The 16,733-nt window shown below is 37.9% G+C and carries 16 protein-coding genes; 12 read left to right on the top strand and 4 right to left on the bottom strand.

Going from position 1 to position 16,733, the window contains the following annotated elements; genetic code table 11:
- Positions 1 to 112 precede the first annotated feature (112 nt).
- A complete protein-coding gene (locus tag ACAM37_RS11735; protein ID WP_099808775.1) occupies positions 113 to 679 on the top strand; it encodes a hypothetical protein in 567 nt (188 codons plus the stop codon).
- A 234-nt stretch (positions 680 to 913) separates the two neighbouring features.
- On the opposite strand, the gene ACAM37_RS11740 is transcribed toward ACAM37_RS11735, so the two are convergent.
- The gene (locus ACAM37_RS11740) at positions 914 to 1,294 is read right to left on the bottom strand and encodes a hypothetical protein (RefSeq protein WP_369626907.1); all 381 of its coding nucleotides are present in this window, start codon (positions 1,292 to 1,294) and stop codon (positions 914 to 916) included.
- 34 nt (positions 1,295 to 1,328) lie between these two features.
- On the bottom strand, positions 1,329 to 1,613 hold the full coding sequence (locus tag ACAM37_RS11745; RefSeq protein ID WP_227522814.1) for a hypothetical protein: 285 nt from the start codon (positions 1,611 to 1,613) through the stop codon (positions 1,329 to 1,331).
- Positions 1,614 to 1,790: 177 nt separating this feature from the next.
- On the opposite strand from ACAM37_RS11745, the gene ACAM37_RS11750 reads away from it, so the two are divergent.
- Complete coding sequence (locus tag ACAM37_RS11750) at positions 1,791 to 2,030, top strand: helix-turn-helix domain-containing protein (protein ID WP_007116192.1); 240 nt, start codon at positions 1,791 to 1,793, stop codon at positions 2,028 to 2,030.
- A 110-nt stretch (positions 2,031 to 2,140) separates the two neighbouring features.
- Here ACAM37_RS11750 and ACAM37_RS11755 read toward each other — a convergent pair whose 3' ends face one another.
- Entirely contained in the window at positions 2,141 to 3,508 is a 1,368-nt protein-coding gene (locus ACAM37_RS11755) for a replication initiation protein (protein WP_076776949.1), read from the bottom strand.
- A gap of 794 nt (positions 3,509 to 4,302) precedes the next feature.
- Between ACAM37_RS11755 and parA the strand changes: the two genes are divergently transcribed.
- From parA to ACAM37_RS11805, 10 genes are all read left to right on the top strand, one after another.
- Positions 4,303 to 4,935: a ParA family partition ATPase gene (gene parA, locus ACAM37_RS11760; protein ID WP_007117279.1), complete on the top strand. Its 633-nt coding sequence runs from the start codon at positions 4,303 to 4,305 to the stop codon at positions 4,933 to 4,935.
- A 7-nt stretch (positions 4,936 to 4,942) separates the two neighbouring features.
- Positions 4,943 to 5,161 carry a hypothetical protein gene (locus tag ACAM37_RS11765; protein WP_157797051.1) on the top strand — a complete coding sequence of 73 codons (219 nt, stop codon included), beginning with the start codon at positions 4,943 to 4,945 and terminating at the stop codon, positions 5,159 to 5,161.
- A gap of 214 nt (positions 5,162 to 5,375) precedes the next feature.
- Entirely contained in the window at positions 5,376 to 8,237 is a 2,862-nt protein-coding gene (locus tag ACAM37_RS11770) for a class I SAM-dependent DNA methyltransferase (protein WP_369626908.1), read from the top strand.
- A 147-nt stretch (positions 8,238 to 8,384) separates the two neighbouring features.
- A complete protein-coding gene (locus tag ACAM37_RS11775) occupies positions 8,385 to 8,675 on the top strand; it encodes a type II toxin-antitoxin system RelB/DinJ family antitoxin (RefSeq protein ID WP_060996076.1) in 291 nt (96 codons plus the stop codon).
- A complete protein-coding gene (locus ACAM37_RS11780) occupies positions 8,672 to 8,941 on the top strand; it encodes a type II toxin-antitoxin system YafQ family toxin (protein ID WP_082741501.1) in 270 nt (89 codons plus the stop codon). Before ACAM37_RS11775 ends, ACAM37_RS11780 begins: the two co-directional genes overlap by 4 nt.
- A 50-nt stretch (positions 8,942 to 8,991) precedes the next feature.
- On the top strand, positions 8,992 to 9,642 hold the full coding sequence (darT, locus tag ACAM37_RS11785) for a type II toxin-antitoxin system toxin DNA ADP-ribosyl transferase DarT (protein WP_309593613.1): 651 nt from the start codon (positions 8,992 to 8,994) through the stop codon (positions 9,640 to 9,642).
- 1 nt (position 9,643) lies between these two features.
- Positions 9,644 to 10,735, top strand: a complete 1,092-nt coding sequence (gene darG / locus ACAM37_RS11790) for a type II toxin-antitoxin system antitoxin DNA ADP-ribosyl glycohydrolase DarG (RefSeq protein ID WP_369626909.1) — start codon at positions 9,644 to 9,646, stop codon at positions 10,733 to 10,735.
- Positions 10,736 to 10,852: 117 nt separating this feature from the next.
- Positions 10,853 to 13,075 (top strand): DEAD/DEAH box helicase, encoded by a 2,223-nt coding sequence (locus ACAM37_RS11795; protein ID WP_369626910.1) that lies wholly within the window; start codon positions 10,853 to 10,855, stop codon positions 13,073 to 13,075.
- Between the two features lie 9 nt (positions 13,076 to 13,084).
- Positions 13,085 to 14,419: a GIY-YIG nuclease family protein gene (locus tag ACAM37_RS11800; protein WP_369626911.1), complete on the top strand. Its 1,335-nt coding sequence runs from the start codon at positions 13,085 to 13,087 to the stop codon at positions 14,417 to 14,419.
- A 355-nt stretch (positions 14,420 to 14,774) separates the two neighbouring features.
- On the top strand, positions 14,775 to 15,707 hold the full coding sequence (locus ACAM37_RS11805) for a hypothetical protein (protein ID WP_099808754.1): 933 nt from the start codon (positions 14,775 to 14,777) through the stop codon (positions 15,705 to 15,707).
- Between the two features lie 82 nt (positions 15,708 to 15,789).
- Here the strand turns inward: ACAM37_RS11805 and ACAM37_RS11810 are convergent, their stop codons facing one another.
- Positions 15,790 to 16,356 (bottom strand): recombinase family protein, encoded by a 567-nt coding sequence (locus ACAM37_RS11810; protein WP_201666660.1) that lies wholly within the window; start codon positions 16,354 to 16,356, stop codon positions 15,790 to 15,792.
- Between the last annotated feature and the right edge of the window lie 377 nt (positions 16,357 to 16,733).

Consider the following 16,733-nt stretch of genomic DNA (forward strand, 5'->3'; position numbering starts at 1 on the left):
TATTTTCTTTTGATTATACGCATTTGTTGATCTTTGACAATAGGTGGCTATTTATTTTTTTACCAGATGTTGATATGATTTTTAGTATTAGTCACAACATAGGGGGTATTAGATGTTAGCGTTAAGTAAAAAGGATCAAAGTTATTTAGACAAGTTATTGAAAAATCTTGCAGGTAAAAAGAAATTATCGAGCATACAACAGCAAATTGTGTTGATTTCTGAAATTGATCCTAAGTCAGAAGAGGATGTTAAAAAGTTGCGTTTGTTGATTAATGCGGATCGTAGTAAAACGGTTGCGCGTGAAAGCTCTAAGCAAGCGTTGCAGATTGATAAGGATAGGCTAATAAAAGCACAGGCGCTTCTTGAACAAAAACAAAAACGCGTCGGTGAGGTATTTTTGTCAGCAATTATGCAGGATGCGAAGTTTAGTGATAAGTTTAGTTATGCTAAGTTTTTAACGAAGATGTTTGAGCAAGGTCATTTTACCGCTGAGGATCGGGTGTTGTTGTCTGAGTATTTGGCAAAGGATGTGGATCAGGTGGTGCCGGTTCAAGATCATATGTCTAAGCCAGTTGCGACAATTGGTCAGCCTGTTTTTCATCAAGAGGTTGGTAGTATTAATTTAGGATTATCGCCAAGTGGTATGACAGAAGGTTTGTCATTGCCGCAGCATGATTAATGATTCAAGTGTATCGGGCGCTGTGATAGAAAATTGTTTCGCGTTGGGTTTGGCATTGCTTGTTTTTTGATTGCTTGTTTGATAATTGGTAGATTACGTTTGTTTAAAAGTTGCTAACGCTATTTTTTGTGTTGTGTGGTATTTGTTTTTGCGGTTTGGTTTAGTCGGTTAGTGTTTGTTGGTTCCCCAACTGCTGGGGAACGATTTTTTTAGACTTTTTTATTAGCGGTTGTTTTAATATGGCAAATCATCAATGATTGCTTTGCTAGCTAGCAAGGGAATATTGGCAAAATATTGGGATTGGTTAGATGCATGGATAAATGATTGACAATAATCGCAGATATAGTCAAGTTGTTGTAGGTGTCGAATGTCGTGGTAGTCAGGTTCGATGATTCTTTCGGCAACGTGGCAAGCGATGCAATGGGTATGCGGGTGATACGCTTTGACCTTTTGGGTGATGGCTGCAAGTTGTTCTAGTGTGATGTGATACTGGCTGCAAAGCTGCTGTAAGTGTGCCAAGGGTGTGGTGTGCCTGTTAGGGTTTTCGTAGTAGGCTTGGCAGATTTGAAATTCAAAGGGGTTTAGGCTGTTTTGTTGGATGTAGTGTAGATGCATAAGTATTTCCTTTTTTTATTATCATTAAGATGGGTTATAGGAGTTCTGGCATTAGGGCTAAGAATTCGTGCTCAAGTTTTCGGTAGGTTTCTTGATAATCACCCGTGTCAATCGCGTCATAAATAGTTTGAACCCACTTTTGAATCGCTTGGGTGTTGCTACAGCGTTTGGTTTGACCAAGATGTAGGTACAGTCCATCGCCCAGTTGAATACATTGTTCTTTGATAAGTTTGCTGGTCAATAGGTTGATTTGTTGTTGGCGCTCGTGTCTAAGGTCAAGTTGATTATAGAGGTGTTGAATGACGGGATTTGGGTGCATTTTTCTTTTCTCCGTTTGGGATATTTTGGTAAAAACAGTAGTTATATGGCATAATAACCTTACTTTTAGATGGTGATAAATTACTCTATAAAGCAATAATATTACCGCTAGTGGAATTTATTATAAATACTTATTATTCCACTAGCAATAACTTTGTGTTAATTTGTGGAAATATTTATGATTAAGCTTAATCTGCCAGTGTTATTTGCTCAAAAAGGGATTCGGGTTGCAGATGCGGACCGTTTGACTGATATGGGGCGAACCACACTTTATCGTTTATATAATAACGAGGTGACACGCATAGACTTTGCTTCTTTAGAACGCTTGTGCAAGCTGCTTGACTGCACCCCTGGCGATATCATTCTGTATGAAGATGACGGCCAAACCGATTCACAAAAAAAAGAGCCAACTAATTAATTGGTTGGCTCTTTGCTGTATAGGTAAGTAGGATTACCAGATCTGCCATAGTTATGTTTATTATTTCAAAATATCAACAATTTTTTGCTTAGGCTAACATGGCGGTTGGCTTAATTTTTTTTACGATCTAGCAACTCCTGAATTTTATGAAATGTATTAACCTGCTTAGGGTCTTTGAGCATGGCTTTCCAATCTTCGAAAATTTCAGGATAGTCACGATGATCATTTGGGCTTATTTTATTTGTGTTGGCATCGATGAGTTCTTTTTGGTAAACAGCGATTTTTTTGATTTGAGCATCGGTTAAGCCTTTGGTTTGCCATCCAAATAATTTTTTATCTTCCGTAGTGATGGCATCATTTTTCGCCGAAATATTTTCTTCTAGTTGTTCCTTTTTGACACTTGAATCATAGAAACTAAATAGTAGCTCTGTTACCTTTTTCCCAGTTTTTTTCTGTTCATAATTGATTCTAAGCGGCGTATTCGATTCAATATCTTTAATTGCTTTATCGATTACATTCCTTTTGAATTCTGCAATTGGCAAATAAGTATCACGACAATTAAATTTTTCTCGTAGGTATTCTATTTCATAAGATTTACTTTTGAATAACTGGTGCATACAGCTTGATATTAATTCAAATAAGATAATGCCATGGCTACCTAAATTAGCAATGTGCTTACGCTCATATTTGGTAAAAGGATTGGATTTATCAAATACCGTGAGCATTTGTATGACCTCATCAAGCAGCGATACTTCCACCATACCTTCTCGATCTTTATATTCTGCTGTACCGATCCAAGAAACGCCTTTTAAATTAGCTTTCTTATTTGCCCTAAAATTCCAATAATAAAAAACTTTACCATGAATACTTTTAGAGATTTTCTTTAATTTATCATAGACATGCTTTTCAGCGATGTCGTATTCTTTTGCAAAATCTTTTGCTACTACGGTAAAGGTATGTTGATTTGGATTAATATCGACTGCTTTTCGCACCAATGGGGATAGGAATATAACAAATCTTCTTTCATCCTGATTGAGATCACTAATTGCGTTTAATAAACGATTTTGCAATACAATCCAGTTTTCACCATAAATTTTTGAAATTTTGTCATTCTCGCTAGTAGCATTTTCACTAACATATAACTCGTTTAACTTGACTGACTCTGTAGGCGCTAATGATGCCTCCTCTATTTCCAAGTCTAATGACAGTGAATCCAAGTTTTCTCTTTGCGAAATAATTTGATTATTTTTAGCAATAATTTCAAAGTCAAAATTTGGTTTTTCATATTCTAGTGGTTGTATTATTTGAATAGTCGCATCAGGATCGTTGTGAACAACACGAATATAACGGATTAAATTTTCTGCTTCCTCTTGAGTTAATATTTTACCTACTTCTACCGTATAAGTATTACCTATTGCTGCCCTTAAATTATCTTGAAATTCTTTAAACTCTTCTGGGGTCATATCTCCTGACAACATTTTTCACCTTCAAATTAAATATGTTTTCTACAAGATTATATATGTAATATTGACATTTATAAATACACATAAACCCCAAATTTCTACATGTTAAACCCCAAATTTCTACATGTTTACCCCAAATTTCTACATGTTAAACCCCAAATTTCTACATGTTTACCCCAGTTTTTTACATATATCTTCTTAAAAAAACTTCACCTAGCCCAGTTGTACCAACGGTTCTAGCGTTTTTTATTTTTTGGACAAAAGCTTTAAAAAGAAGAAAGCTTTAAAAAGAAAAAAGAAAATTTTTTTTTGAAAGATGTAAATTTTAGGGGTAAATTTTATAAACAGGATTATTTTTCGAGTAATAGAATTAAAAAACACGTCAACTGCGTAAAATTTTGGGGTTAAATTCAATCAATTTATACTTTTTGGGATATAAGATTAGGTAAACATAGATAATATAGCCCTAAAACCGCATAGGATGTGTTTTAACAGGCTACTGGAATTAAAATGGTACTTAGGTAGCCAATCGATAGTAAAAGCTGTTAAAACGCTTAAATTTTGTAAATTTATTTTTTGAACATAACTATAGGTTTTGAAGGTGTATTTTTTTGGGGTAAAGATTTAAGGTGTTTAAGAAATAGCTGTAAAATTCTGGGGTATGCAATAAGATGTAAAAATTCGGGGTTTGTAAGTAAGAGGTATAAATAACAAGTGTAAAAATTTGGGTAGATTAAATTAATACGATTGTCTCTGAAGTTTTTTACCTATATACTTACATAAGTACATAATCTTTTAAGGATATAAGTATGAAAGTGATTGCAGTGTTAAACCAAAAAGGAGGCAGCGGCAAAACTACCATAGCCACCCACTTAGCCCGAGCATTACAACTACAAGGCAGCAGTGTTTTGCTGGTTGATAGTGATAAACAAGGCTCTGCTCGAGATTGGAGTGCCGTTGATGAGAGTAACCCTGTAACTGTTATTGGACTTGATCGCCCTACCCTAGACCGAGATTTAAAAAATATTTCTGATAAGGATTTTGTGGTAATTGACGGCTCTCCGCAAGCAACTGATCTTGCAGTGTCTGCTATTAAAGCAGCAGATTTTGTGCTGATTCCTGTGCAGCCGTCACCTTATGATATTTGGGCAACCAGTGATTTGGTGGATTTGGTTAAACAGCGTATTGAGATGACCGATAATAAGCTCAAATCAGCGTTTGTGGTGTCTCGTGCCATTAAAAACACTAGAATCAGCGGTGAGGTATCAGAAGTACTAACGGAGTATGGCTTGCCTGTATTAGATGCCAAAATCGTCCAGCGTATTGCCTATCCTAACAGCGCGGCGATTGGTAAAACGGTATTTGAGACAGAAAGTAAAAGCAGCGATGCGGTGGCAGAGATGAATGCCCTAGCTACTGAAGTTAAAAGCTATTTGGAGTAAGGAGTAAATGATGAGTAATTTAATGGCAGGCAGACCGAGTCAAAAGAAAGCCGAACAAGAGCTAAGTTTAGCCGATGTAACAAATATTGAACCTAAAAAAATAAAAGCCAATTTTAATATTGATGAAGATTTATACATTAAGCTTAAGCAACACGCGTTAGACAGCCGTAAAACAGTGACACAGATTTTAATTGAGTTAATCGAGCAAACGGTAAATAAACGATAATAGGTAAATACTTATTTACTTGAATAAGTAGATAAGTATGAAATAATTTTTAATAGGTGTAAAAATTCGGGGTTGAGATTTTGAGTTTTATTACATGTAGAAATTCGGGGTCACAAGTTCAATTTTAATTATAAGCAAGGTAGAATTTTTGTAAGTATATAAGTATTTATATCAATACTTATATAAGCAAATATTTACTTTTTTTGAGGTAAGAATGGCATTTAATCAGGCGCAATTTTTTGATGGACTCGAAAAAATCACACAAGCGATTGCAAATGGTCAGCAACCGCAAAGCAAGTTTATTTTAGATTTTTTGGCATTACTTGATATTTCAAAAACGACCCTGAACGATATAAAAAGCCAAAACACCCGTACCAATATCGCCAAACACCCAGAGCTTGGCGAAGTCGCCCTAAAACAGAAAATCTATTTTAAGCCTGTGGGCAAAAACTATGGCGATTTGTTGTCCGATAGTGGTTTAACCGGCAGTGAGCAACTCGAAAATGCCCTACAAACGCTCAAAACTGACCCACTGATTAAAACCCACAAAATCCGTCTACTTGTCGTCACAGATTTTCAGACTTTATTGGCTTACGATGTCAAAACCGATGATACGCTCGATGTTGAGTTTGTCGAGCTGGATAAAGATTATGCATTCTTTTTGCCCTTGGTGGGGCTAGAGCGTGCCAAAGATTTTAGCGAACACCCTGCTGATGTCAAAGCATCCGAGAAAATGGGGCGGTTATTTGATTTTATCAAGCGATATAACGAGTTTGACACCAAAGACGATATCCATGCGTTAAACATTTTTTTAACCCGTTTGCTGTTTTGTTTTTTTGCCGAAGATACGGGTATTTTTGATAAAGACAGCTTTTGCCAAACCTTACAAGCCACCACACAGACGGATGGCTCGGATACCAATACCTTTTTGCATGATTTATTTGAAGTGCTCGATTTGCCGATGGATAGCCCACAGCGAGCAAACAAGCCTAGCCATTTGACCAAGTTCCCCTATGTGAATGGTGAATTGTTCCGTGAGCAATATTGGATACCTGAGTTTAACGCTCGCACACGGCGGATTTTGCTTGATTGTGCACGGATGAATTGGGCAGAGATTAACCCCGATATTTTCGGCTCTATGTTCCAAGCGGTGATTGATACCCAGCAACGGGGTAATTTAGGGCAGCATTACACGTCCGTTAGCAATATCATGAAAGTGATTGAGCCGCTCTTTTTGCAAGGCTTAAGAGCAGAATATGAGCAATTGGCTAGCCTAAGCAATGACAATGCCCACAAAAACCAAAAAGCCAAACGCTTAGACGAGTTATTGACCCGTTTAGGCAATATCAAGGTGTTCGATCCTGCGTGTGGCTCAGGCAATTTTTTGATTATCGCCTATAAAGAATTGCGAATGCTTGAAATCAAGGTATGGCAAGCCAAATTGGACATGATGAAAGGCAATAGCCAAAATCTGTCATGGGACTTTGGGTTTGACAGTGTGGTTAGTTTGGACAATTTTTTTGGCATTGAGATTGATGATTTTGCGGTACAGATTGCTCGCTTGTCGCTGTGGCTTGCCGAACACCAGATGAATGTCAAATTCCGTGAAGCCTTTGGGCAAAGTCGTGCCACGCTACCCCTTAAAGACAGCGGTCATATCGTGCATGGCAATAGTTTACGCTTGGATTGGCAGACGGTCTGCCCCAATGACGGTGAGCAAGAAATCTATGTGGTGGGCAATCCACCATTTGGTGGTTCGGGTAATCGCACGGATGAGCAAACCGCCGATATGGAAAAGGTATTTGTCGGGTTTAAAAAGTTCAAATTTTTGGATTTTGTCACCGCTTGGTTTTGGAAAGGGGCAAATTATCTCAAAGATAGCCATGATAAAGGCAGTCAAGCCAAAATGGCGTTGGTATCGACCAATTCGATTGCCCAAGGTGAGCAAGTGGCGATGTTATTTCCGTATATTTTTGGGTTGGGTGTTGGCATTGGTTTTGCGTATCAGTCGTTTCCGTGGAAAAACAATGCCAAGCACAATGCAGGCGTTCATGTGGTGATTATCGGGCTTGAGATGATGAATGAGGGGCAAAAGACGATTTATTCACAGGTGGATGGGATTTGGCACAGTGAAAAGGTAAAAAATATCAGCCCGTATCTTATCGCTGGGTCAAATATTACCGTAGAAAGTCGGGATAAGCCTTTGTATAGTGGTTCAAAAATGGTGTATGGAAATAAACCCACAGATGATGGCAATTTCTTTTTCAATAGTAAAGAAGAAAGAGATAAATTTTTATTACAAGAACCATTGGCTGAAAAATATGTGAGAAAGGTTTTAGGTGCAAGAGAATTTTTAAATGGTGAACAAAGATGGTGTTTATGGTTCGCCGATGAAAGTCTAGAAACTTTAGAAGAAATGAAAAATGTTAAAGAAATTTTAGAGAAAGTGAAGTTATTTCGTTTAGAGAGTATATCGCAAGCAACAAAAAAAATCGCTTCTGAACCCCACCTTTTTCAACAAATTTCACAGCCCAAATCTGACAATTATATTTTAGTACCAAGTGTATCTTCAGAACGACGTAAATATGTACCAATTGGTTTTTTTAGTCATAATATAATATCTACAAATCTAAATCACATGATTCCAAATGGCACAATGTTCGAATTTGGCATTTTAACATCATTAGCCCATAATGATTGGATGCGATTAGTTGCTGGAAGATTAGAAAGTCGTTACCGCTATTCAGGAACGATTGTTTATAACACCTTCCCCTTCCCCACCGTCACGGATGACCAAAAAAAGCATATCGAACACTTAGCCGAAGAAATCCTACTCACCCGTGAAGACTTCGCAGGCGAAACCTTAGCCAAACTCTACGACCCAGATACCATGCCAGAGCCGCTTAAAATCGCCCACCAAAACCTAGACGATGCCGTGGACAAACTCTACAACCCCAAAGGCTTTGCCGATACTGCAAGTCGTTTGGCTTATCTACTCGAACGCTACGAAAGCCTAATCAATACCGAAAAAAAGCAAGCCATTGACAACAAAGCCAAAAAGAAAAAGAGTAAATAATTAAATAAGTATTTAAGTAAATATATTTATAATTATTTATATATTTACTTATATACTCATCATATAAATAGCTTGCTTTTATTAATTGTCAGCCTTAAGCAGTTGTACTATACTTAACGTATAACTAACGTATAAAGGATTAATAGTATGACCGCTGTTACCTATAATATTCGACTTGACCAAGAACTGCGTGATGAGGCGTTTGCAGTATTAGATAGCTATGGTTTGACACCTTCACAAGCCATCAAGCTATTTTTAAAACAAGTTGCCAAAACTCGCACCGTGCCATTGACCTTTGATTATCAAAAAGAGTATCAATTAAGCCCACAAGGTGAAAATCTACTACGCCAAACCATTCAAGAATTTGAAAATGGCGAATATGAAACATTTACCACGGTTGATGATTTTAATAAGTCAGTGGCGGAGCTCGCTAAGTGAAACGTAAAATCTCGATTGCTAAAAGCTTTAAAAAAGACATGGCAAAACAAGTCATACACTTAGCCACCGCAGAATGGGCGGAAGTATTAAATTGTTTGGTACAAAAAATCCAACTGCCAGAAAAATACCGTGACCATGCCTTGACTGGTAACTTTAGAGGTTATCGAGATTGTCATATCAAACCAGACTTGGTGCTGGTATATAAACTGCATGACGATGAAATTGAACTGCACCATCTAAAAACACATTCTGAACTATTTGGATAATTATATAATTATTTATATATTTACTTAAAAAATTATATAAGTATTTACTTATGACTTATGATTATAGTAATACATTAAACCCAAACAAAGGACTGATATGGCGGATTGTCCATATTGCGAATTTACCATGGATTTTTGCCAATGGCTTGCACAGTGGCAATAGCCCTATCCAGTCACCCAACTGGCAACATATCGGCAATCCAGAACTGATTCAAAAACGAGCCAATCACCCTGTGCCTGTTGGACGGCAAGGCTATCTTAATGACTATGTGCCGTTTTATTTTACCCCTTTTTCGCCCATGCTACTTAATATCAAATCGGGTCGGGGTGTGATGCAACGACCCATGCAAGATATCGTGATTTTGGTATCATCGATTGATGCGGTAGAAAGCCAGCATTTGGACTATGTCTTTACCAATAGCCATGCTTATTACCAATGGACGAACTTTTTTACCGACAGAAAAGACCTAGACAAAATTGACTGGGCATTATTGCAACGTCGAGATTTTAGCCGTGAACCTAACGACTTGGCAAAATTTGAGCGTTATCAAGCCGAATTTTTGATTTATCAGCATTGCCCTATATCGGCAATCATCGGTATCTGTTGTTATAATGACAACGTCAAACAAAGCATTCAACAATTAATCAATACGTCTGGCATTACATTGGACGTGCATAGCCGACCCAACTGGTATCTTTAATATGATTACATACACCCAAGGCAATTTACTCGAAGCGGATACCCAAGTATTGGTTAACACCGTCAATACGGTCGGTGTGATGGGCAAAGGTATCGCATTAATGTTTAAACAACAATTTCCCGAAAATTTCAAACGCTATGCCAAAGCGTGCAAATCAGGTGATGTGCAAGTCGGTAAAATGTTTGTGGTTGATATTGATACCCCACCCACACAACATTCTCAGCCCCAACTTAAGCAAAGATGGATAGTAAACTTTCCGACCAAACAGCATTGGCGAGCCAAATCACAAATCGAATGGATACAAGCAGGATTGCAAGATTTGCGACAATGGTTAATTGATAATCGTATCGAATCGATAGCCATTCCCCCATTGGGAGCGGGTAATGGCGGACTGCCTTGGCAACAGGTGAAGCCACTTATCAAACAAGCCTTGGGCGATTTGCCAAATATTGATATTCAAATCTTTGAACCATCGGGTAGTTATTATACGGTCGCGACTGCACCAATAACTGATAATCTCACCCATGCTAGAGCCTTGTTGTATCAGGTAGTTGACCGCTATTGGGTGCTTGGTATGGAATGTAGCTTGCTTGAAGTGCATAAACTGATGTGGTTTTTGCAACGAGCCATTGAGCGTCATCGTCTAGCCAATCCGCTACAGTTATCATTTATGCCCCATTATTATGGTACTTATGCCCCAAATCTACGTCATTTACTTAACAATCTAGATGGTAGCTATTTATTGGCTGAAAAGCGTCTGCCAGACTGCAAACCATTGGATGTTATTTGGACAAATCAAACTAAACAAGCTGAAGTTGAGCAATATTTGCAAACATCAATGTCAGATTTTTTACCCGTTTTGACAGAAGTTGATAATGTGATAGCAGGATTTGAGTCGCCGTTTGGCTTGGAGTTACTATCTACGGTGGATTGGCTAATCTATCAAGAACAATATCCTGCTACGGCGGAAGGTATTAAGCAAGGCATGGCAAATTGGCAAGCAGGGGAAATCTGGGCAAAACGTAAATTGGAATTATTCAATGACCAGCATATTGATATTGCATTACAACATTTGAAAACTATTTATCAGTAAATACTTAAATACTTAAATACTTAAATACTTAAATACTTAAATACTTAAATACTTAAATACTTAAATACTTAAATACTTAAATACTTAAATACTTAAATACTTAAATATGGAAAAATTATGACCAAGATGGTTCAGCTACTCAATCAAACCTACGCCCAGACAGGCAACAGCACCGCCATGAATGACATGGGGATGCGTGAAATGCAGTCTCGTGCCTTTGCTAAACGCCAAAGCCAATATTTACTCATCAAATCACCACCTGCGTCGGGAAAATCTCGAGCCATGATGTTTTTGGCACTCGATAAACTCATCAACCAAGGTATCAAAAAGGTGATTGTGGCTGTGCCTGAAATGAGTATCGGTAAATCGTTTAAATCAACGGCATTGAGCCAGTATGGATTTTTTGCCGATTGGGAAGTCGATGATAGATACAACCTTTGCTTAAATAACTACCAAAGCGACAATAGCAAAACCGAGATTTTTAGCGAATTTTTGCGTGAGATAGGGGAGGGCGCTCCAATGGTGTTGGTATGCACTCATCATAGTTTACGCTACGGCTATGACAAAGTGGCGGATGTCAGTTTATTTAATGATGTACTGCTAGGTATTGATGAATTTCATCATGTATCGGCAAGTGACAATAACCGACTTGGGGCGATTATTGATGAAATTATGACGCAGTCCAATGCACATATCGTGGCAATGACAGGCTCGTATTTTCGGGGCGATGCCGTACCAATTTTGCTCGAAAAAGACGAAGAAAAATTTGATAAGGTAACTTATACCTATTATGAACAGCTTAATGGCTATAATCACCTAAAATCGTTGAGCCTAAACTATTGCTTTTATACTGATTCCTTTTTTGATGCCCTGCCAGACTGCTTAGACACTAGACTTAAAACCATTATTCATATTCCTAACGTCAATGCCCTATCTGCCGAAACGGATAAATACGAAACGGTAAGAAAAATCATTGGCTATATTGGGGAAACGGTGAATGTTGATACAGATACAGGGGTTTTAACGGTCAAAACCGATGACGGCAGACTGCTTAAAGTGGCTGACTTGGTCAATGATGATGCCACACGGGTCAAAACGCAAGCGTATTTGGCTAATATCACAGAACGTGATGATATGGATATTATTATCGCACTGGGTATGGCAAAAGAAGGCTTTGACTGGGTATATTGCGAGCACGTTTTGACCATTGGCTATCGTGGCTCAATGACAGAAGTTATTCAAATCATTGGCAGAGCAACACGGGATGTGGCAGGCAAAACCCATGCTCAATTTACCAATCTCATCGCAATGCCCGAAGCCAGTCAAACCGAAGTGACCAATGCAGTTAATGACATGCTCAAAGCCATTTCATTATCACTATTGATGGAGCAAGTCTTAGCCCCGAATGTCAATTTTAAACCCAGAAGTGAAGCCAAACCTGATGAAGTATTACCGATTGGGACGATTATCATTGAAGACAGTGTTAATCCGCCATCAAAACGGGCTTTGCAAATTCTGAATCAAGATAGCAATGAAATCATCGCCGAAATTAGCCAAAATACCCAGTTAGCCAAACAATATATTCAAGCCACGCCTGAGTTTAAGAATGGTTTAGACGCTGATGAACAAGCCGAAATTATCTCAGACACGGTATTGCCGACTATGCTTCGTATTCGTTATCCATACTTGGATGATGATGAAATCGGACAAGTCCAGCAAGGTGTTATGACGAAATTGCTGATTAATAATAGTGGTGGAATAGTTGAAATTAACCAAATCCCTAATGATGCTGATATTGAAGGCGAGCGCCAATATATTGAGCAAAATGGCAAATATATTGATATCACCCATTTACCAGCTGCTCAAAGGGAATCGCTTGATCCAGTCAATATTATTAAAGAACGACATTTGCCGTATAACGTCACAATTTTTGACCCAACTACCAATCAAGATAGCCGACGAACGACGAATACTACCAATGAACAGTTTGTCAAAATTGGCAAAAAATTCATCAATGTGGCTGATTTGCCTATTAATCTCATTAATGCGGTCAATCCATTCCAACGCGGTTATGAGGTATTGTCCAAAAATCTTGATAGCCAAGCACTGCATACTATCAATGAGGTTGTGCTGGCGACACGCTCGACTATGACCGAGCAAGAAGCGTTTGGATTGTGGGAGCGTATAAATGATTTTATTGCTCGTACAGGCAATGAACCCAATCGCAATAGCAACGACGCTCAAGAAGTCCGTATGGCGGAAGCGTTAAACTTTATCCGTATCAAAGTTGCAGAACAAAGAAACAGCCAGTCAAATAGTGAAGCACAAAATAATGGATAGGGCTAAATCATGAATTTGAATGCTCGCAACCAACAACAAAAAAGCCGTCCGTATCAATCGTTGGCAGACATTTTAGCAAATGATAACAATGGCTTACTGGCTAATATCATTGCCAGACCAACGCTAAGTATTGATGATAACTTGGTCAGCCAGTTTCAAGAAATTAATGAATTTGTTAAACAACATGGACACTCACCTAGCGAGCAAAATCCCAAGTCTAACGGATTCGAAGAGAAAAAGTTAGCTAGGCGATTGGCTTCTTTAAAGCAGGACACTGAAAAATTAGATATATTAAAACCCTATGATAACTTCAGTTTGCTAACTGAATTAAAGCCGAATCCTAATGCTGAACCTTTGAAGCAAACGCAAGTCAAACAAACCCCAACGTCAATTGACGATATTTTACGCATGGATAGTCAAGGTTTACTGGCACAATTAGGCGATATTGATAGCAGTTTATTGGCTAAAACTTACAATCGTTCAATTTTAGATAGAGCAAGCCCTGACCAGTTTAGTGATGAGTTGGTGGCAAAGCGTAAAATTTGTGAAGACTTTGACAAATTTTCACCTATTTTTACCTTGATTCATGATTCAATGCGAACCAAACAATACCATAAAACGGCATTTTCTTCGGTCAAGGATATTCGAGAGGGTAGTGTCTTTGTATTAAATGGGCTGGTATGCTATGTCGCTAGTATCTATCAGGCTGAAACCCGCAAAAATGAACGCAACCAACAACGATTACGCTTAATATTTGCTAATGGCACAGAATCCAATATGTTAATACGTTCATTGGCATCTGCCCAGTATCGCCATGATGCCGATAGCTATCAATTACTTATCACTGCGCCAGAATGGCAAAATTTGGATTTGATTAGTGGTTTTAGTGACACTCCAACGCAGGATATGGCAACTCTGCAAAATCAAAATGGGAGAAAACTGACAGGTATCATCTACGTGGCGAAATTAAAAAAACCAAGAGATGAGCTAAAAAGATTTCACCACTTACACAAGATTGGTTTTAGTAAAAATAGAGGAGAATTGCGAGCCAAAAGCTCGCAAATGGATGCTACTTTTTTATTTTCTGAGGTGGATATTATTGCAGAATGGGCATTATATGATAGTAACCCACAGCAGGTTGAATATCGTTTACATCAATTCTTTTATGAGCAACGATTAAATATGACTCTTAAAGTAGGAAGTCAAGATTATAAGCCCAGTGAATGGTTTGATGTGGATATCATCAATATCGAAAAAGCTTTGCAACTGATTTTTCAGGGCAAAATCAATCAATATCAATTTGACAGTGCTTCTAAGAAAATTCTATTATCAGTAAATACTTAAATACTTAAATACTTAAATACTTAAATACTTAAATACTTAAATACTTAAATACTTAAATACTTAAATACTTAAATACTTAAATACTTAAATATTTCTTGATTCTGATTAAATAAATGTTTGCTAAATTTAGAGATGTTTTGTTATCACGAAAACCTATTGTTTTTCATAGATTTAATTTTCCTTGCTTACTATCGCTTAAAGCTACTATTCACACTCCAAATAAACCAATAAAAAAACAAAATATGAAAAAAGAAATAGCAATGGATTTGTCATAAGACAGCTGGATACGCTAAGATTAGAAAATTGTTTATTATAAATTATTGCAATAATCTAATTTGTATCTTTTGAGACCAGCATGAGCAAAGAACTTCAAGAAGAAATTAAACTATCACAAGTCTTAAATATTAACTTAGCTGAAACACTGGCACACATGCAAGAAAAAGAGCTTGCGTACCTACAGATTGTGCCACCTAGCTGGATGCTCAATAATGACCCGCTTATCGAACAAATCAATCATCTTGGTAAACTCTACAGTGAGGGACGTCTTGTCTGGGCAGCCATTGTACAAGCTAACAAATTTCTGTTTGATGAAGATAAAGCTTTTTCCTGTCCGGCTGATATCGTATATGACCCAACTGGGCGCACCCCTTCCTATCAACTAACTAATGTAGCAAGTCAACTGTACGCCCTAAAACATACCACCCCTGATGACCCTGAGCTAAGACGCTATGCGGAACATGTGACCGATGAACAAGAGCGCCATATACAGCGAGTCCCATCCGCATTAAGCGCATTACCACTCATAACAACAGGTACTTTTCTATGGCGCCCACATCTGCCCAATGGCAAATTATCCATGAATATCATTCCTATTTTGGTACATGATGATTGCGAAGGCATTGTCACCATACTACCAGCTAGATTTTGGGAGGGCAGTTATTTATACCAGCAGTGGCTTTATTACGGTGACAATGATATTGAAACCAGTCCTGCCTTTTATCAGCTCAATGCCAACGGACAATATTGGCAATCATTTAAAAAACAAGTAAGACCAACCCAAGAAGAATTACCTGGGTTTGCCAATCAGCCAAAACCTTATCATTCTAAAAAAGCTACCGCTGCTAGCTTAGCTTTCATCTCACAATGTCTGGAAATGGTCAAGCTTGATCATAAAGAAAATGTTCAGGGTAGAGGGCTGTTAGCCAAACATAACCACCTTTTAAGTCTAATTATTTTATTTGCCGTGGTGGTAGGCGTCTTATTAGCAATACAGAAAGTGTTGAGTTAGTGATGTGGCTTTATTAGGTCTTCTTCTCTATTTTTTTCAGCATACATCAATATTAGTATTAGACCTACTTGGAAAGGCCTAGTCATTGGATCTCTAAACTTTTCACCGGCACCAACCGATACAACGTCTGCGGATGCACCCCTAGAATCCTTGCCACCTCAGGATAAGTCCGTCCAGCAGACAACTCCCGACGAGCCAGTTCCAACTTCTCCTCACTCACCCTAGGCTTACCCGGGACTTTACCACGGCGACGCGCTGCCGCAAGACCCGCCTTTACCCGCTCTTGAATCAGCTCACGCTCCATCTGACCCAGTGCTCCTAAAATATTAAAATACAACCGACCGGCAGGTGTGCTGGTATCAATACTCTCGGTAATACTCACAAGCTGTGCACCCGCCGTCCGAATTTGCTCACTGATTTTAATCAAATCGGGTAGGGAGCGACACAACCTATCTAACTTCCAAACCACCAAGGTATCACCGTCGCGTAAATACCCTAACGCATCCGTTAACCCTTGGCGTTCTTTTACACTACTTAGCTTATCAGTAAAAATTCGATCACAGCCATATTTACTCAAAGCATCAAGCTGCAAAGACAAATCTTGCTCCTTGGTTGACACCCGAGCATAACCAATTACCTGAACCGTCAAAATACCCTCCTAAAAAAATAGCCAACGACGCAGTAACGAAATAGTCGACAAATACCCACCCTCTGAAAAATATCGACTAATTTTAACTTACTTTATAACCATAACTAAAAGTTATCCAAACACACGAGATAATATCTAAAAAGCATCAATTAAAATTTAGAATAAAAATATTATTGTCAATACATAAATTACAATAAAATACAAAAATAAATGACCAGCATAATATTATTGATAGGTTTTTATTGAAATAAATAATAGACAATATTATTGAATAAAATCAGGGAAAAAACAATTAAAATTGCTCATCCTGATTTATTCAACAATAACAGGTGTTTTCATTGAATTAATATTTAAAGAAAATCTATAACATTTATTTA

Source organism: Moraxella sp. K23 (assembly GCF_041154765.1).
GTDB classification, from domain to species: Bacteria; Pseudomonadota; Gammaproteobacteria; order Pseudomonadales; family Moraxellaceae; genus Faucicola; species Faucicola tetraodonis.

What these genes read in the sequence shown, in the direction of transcription:
- ACAM37_RS11735 (WP_099808775.1), top strand. Translation starts at nt 113, where the DNA reads ATGTTAGCGTTAAGTAAAAAGGATCAAAGTTATTTAGACAAGTTATTG.
- ACAM37_RS11740 (WP_369626907.1), bottom strand. Translation starts at nt 1,294, where the DNA reads ATGCATCTACACTACATCCAACAAAACAGCCTAAACCCCTTTGAATTT.
- ACAM37_RS11745 (WP_227522814.1), bottom strand. Translation starts at nt 1,613, where the DNA reads ATGCACCCAAATCCCGTCATTCAACACCTCTATAATCAACTTGACCTT.
- ACAM37_RS11750 (WP_007116192.1), top strand. Translation starts at nt 1,791, where the DNA reads ATGATTAAGCTTAATCTGCCAGTGTTATTTGCTCAAAAAGGGATTCGG.
- ACAM37_RS11755 (WP_076776949.1), bottom strand. Translation starts at nt 3,508, where the DNA reads ATGTTGTCAGGAGATATGACCCCAGAAGAGTTTAAAGAATTTCAAGAT.
- parA (WP_007117279.1), top strand. Translation starts at nt 4,303, where the DNA reads ATGAAAGTGATTGCAGTGTTAAACCAAAAAGGAGGCAGCGGCAAAACT.
- ACAM37_RS11765 (WP_157797051.1), top strand. Translation starts at nt 4,943, where the DNA reads ATGATGAGTAATTTAATGGCAGGCAGACCGAGTCAAAAGAAAGCCGAA.
- ACAM37_RS11770 (WP_369626908.1), top strand. Translation starts at nt 5,376, where the DNA reads ATGGCATTTAATCAGGCGCAATTTTTTGATGGACTCGAAAAAATCACA.
- ACAM37_RS11775 (WP_060996076.1), top strand. Translation starts at nt 8,385, where the DNA reads ATGACCGCTGTTACCTATAATATTCGACTTGACCAAGAACTGCGTGAT.
- darT (WP_309593613.1), top strand. Translation starts at nt 8,992, where the DNA reads ATGACTTATGATTATAGTAATACATTAAACCCAAACAAAGGACTGATA.
- darG (WP_369626909.1), top strand. Translation starts at nt 9,644, where the DNA reads ATGATTACATACACCCAAGGCAATTTACTCGAAGCGGATACCCAAGTA.
- ACAM37_RS11795 (WP_369626910.1), top strand. Translation starts at nt 10,853, where the DNA reads ATGACCAAGATGGTTCAGCTACTCAATCAAACCTACGCCCAGACAGGC.
- ACAM37_RS11800 (WP_369626911.1), top strand. Translation starts at nt 13,085, where the DNA reads ATGAATTTGAATGCTCGCAACCAACAACAAAAAAGCCGTCCGTATCAA.
- ACAM37_RS11805 (WP_099808754.1), top strand. Translation starts at nt 14,775, where the DNA reads ATGAGCAAAGAACTTCAAGAAGAAATTAAACTATCACAAGTCTTAAAT.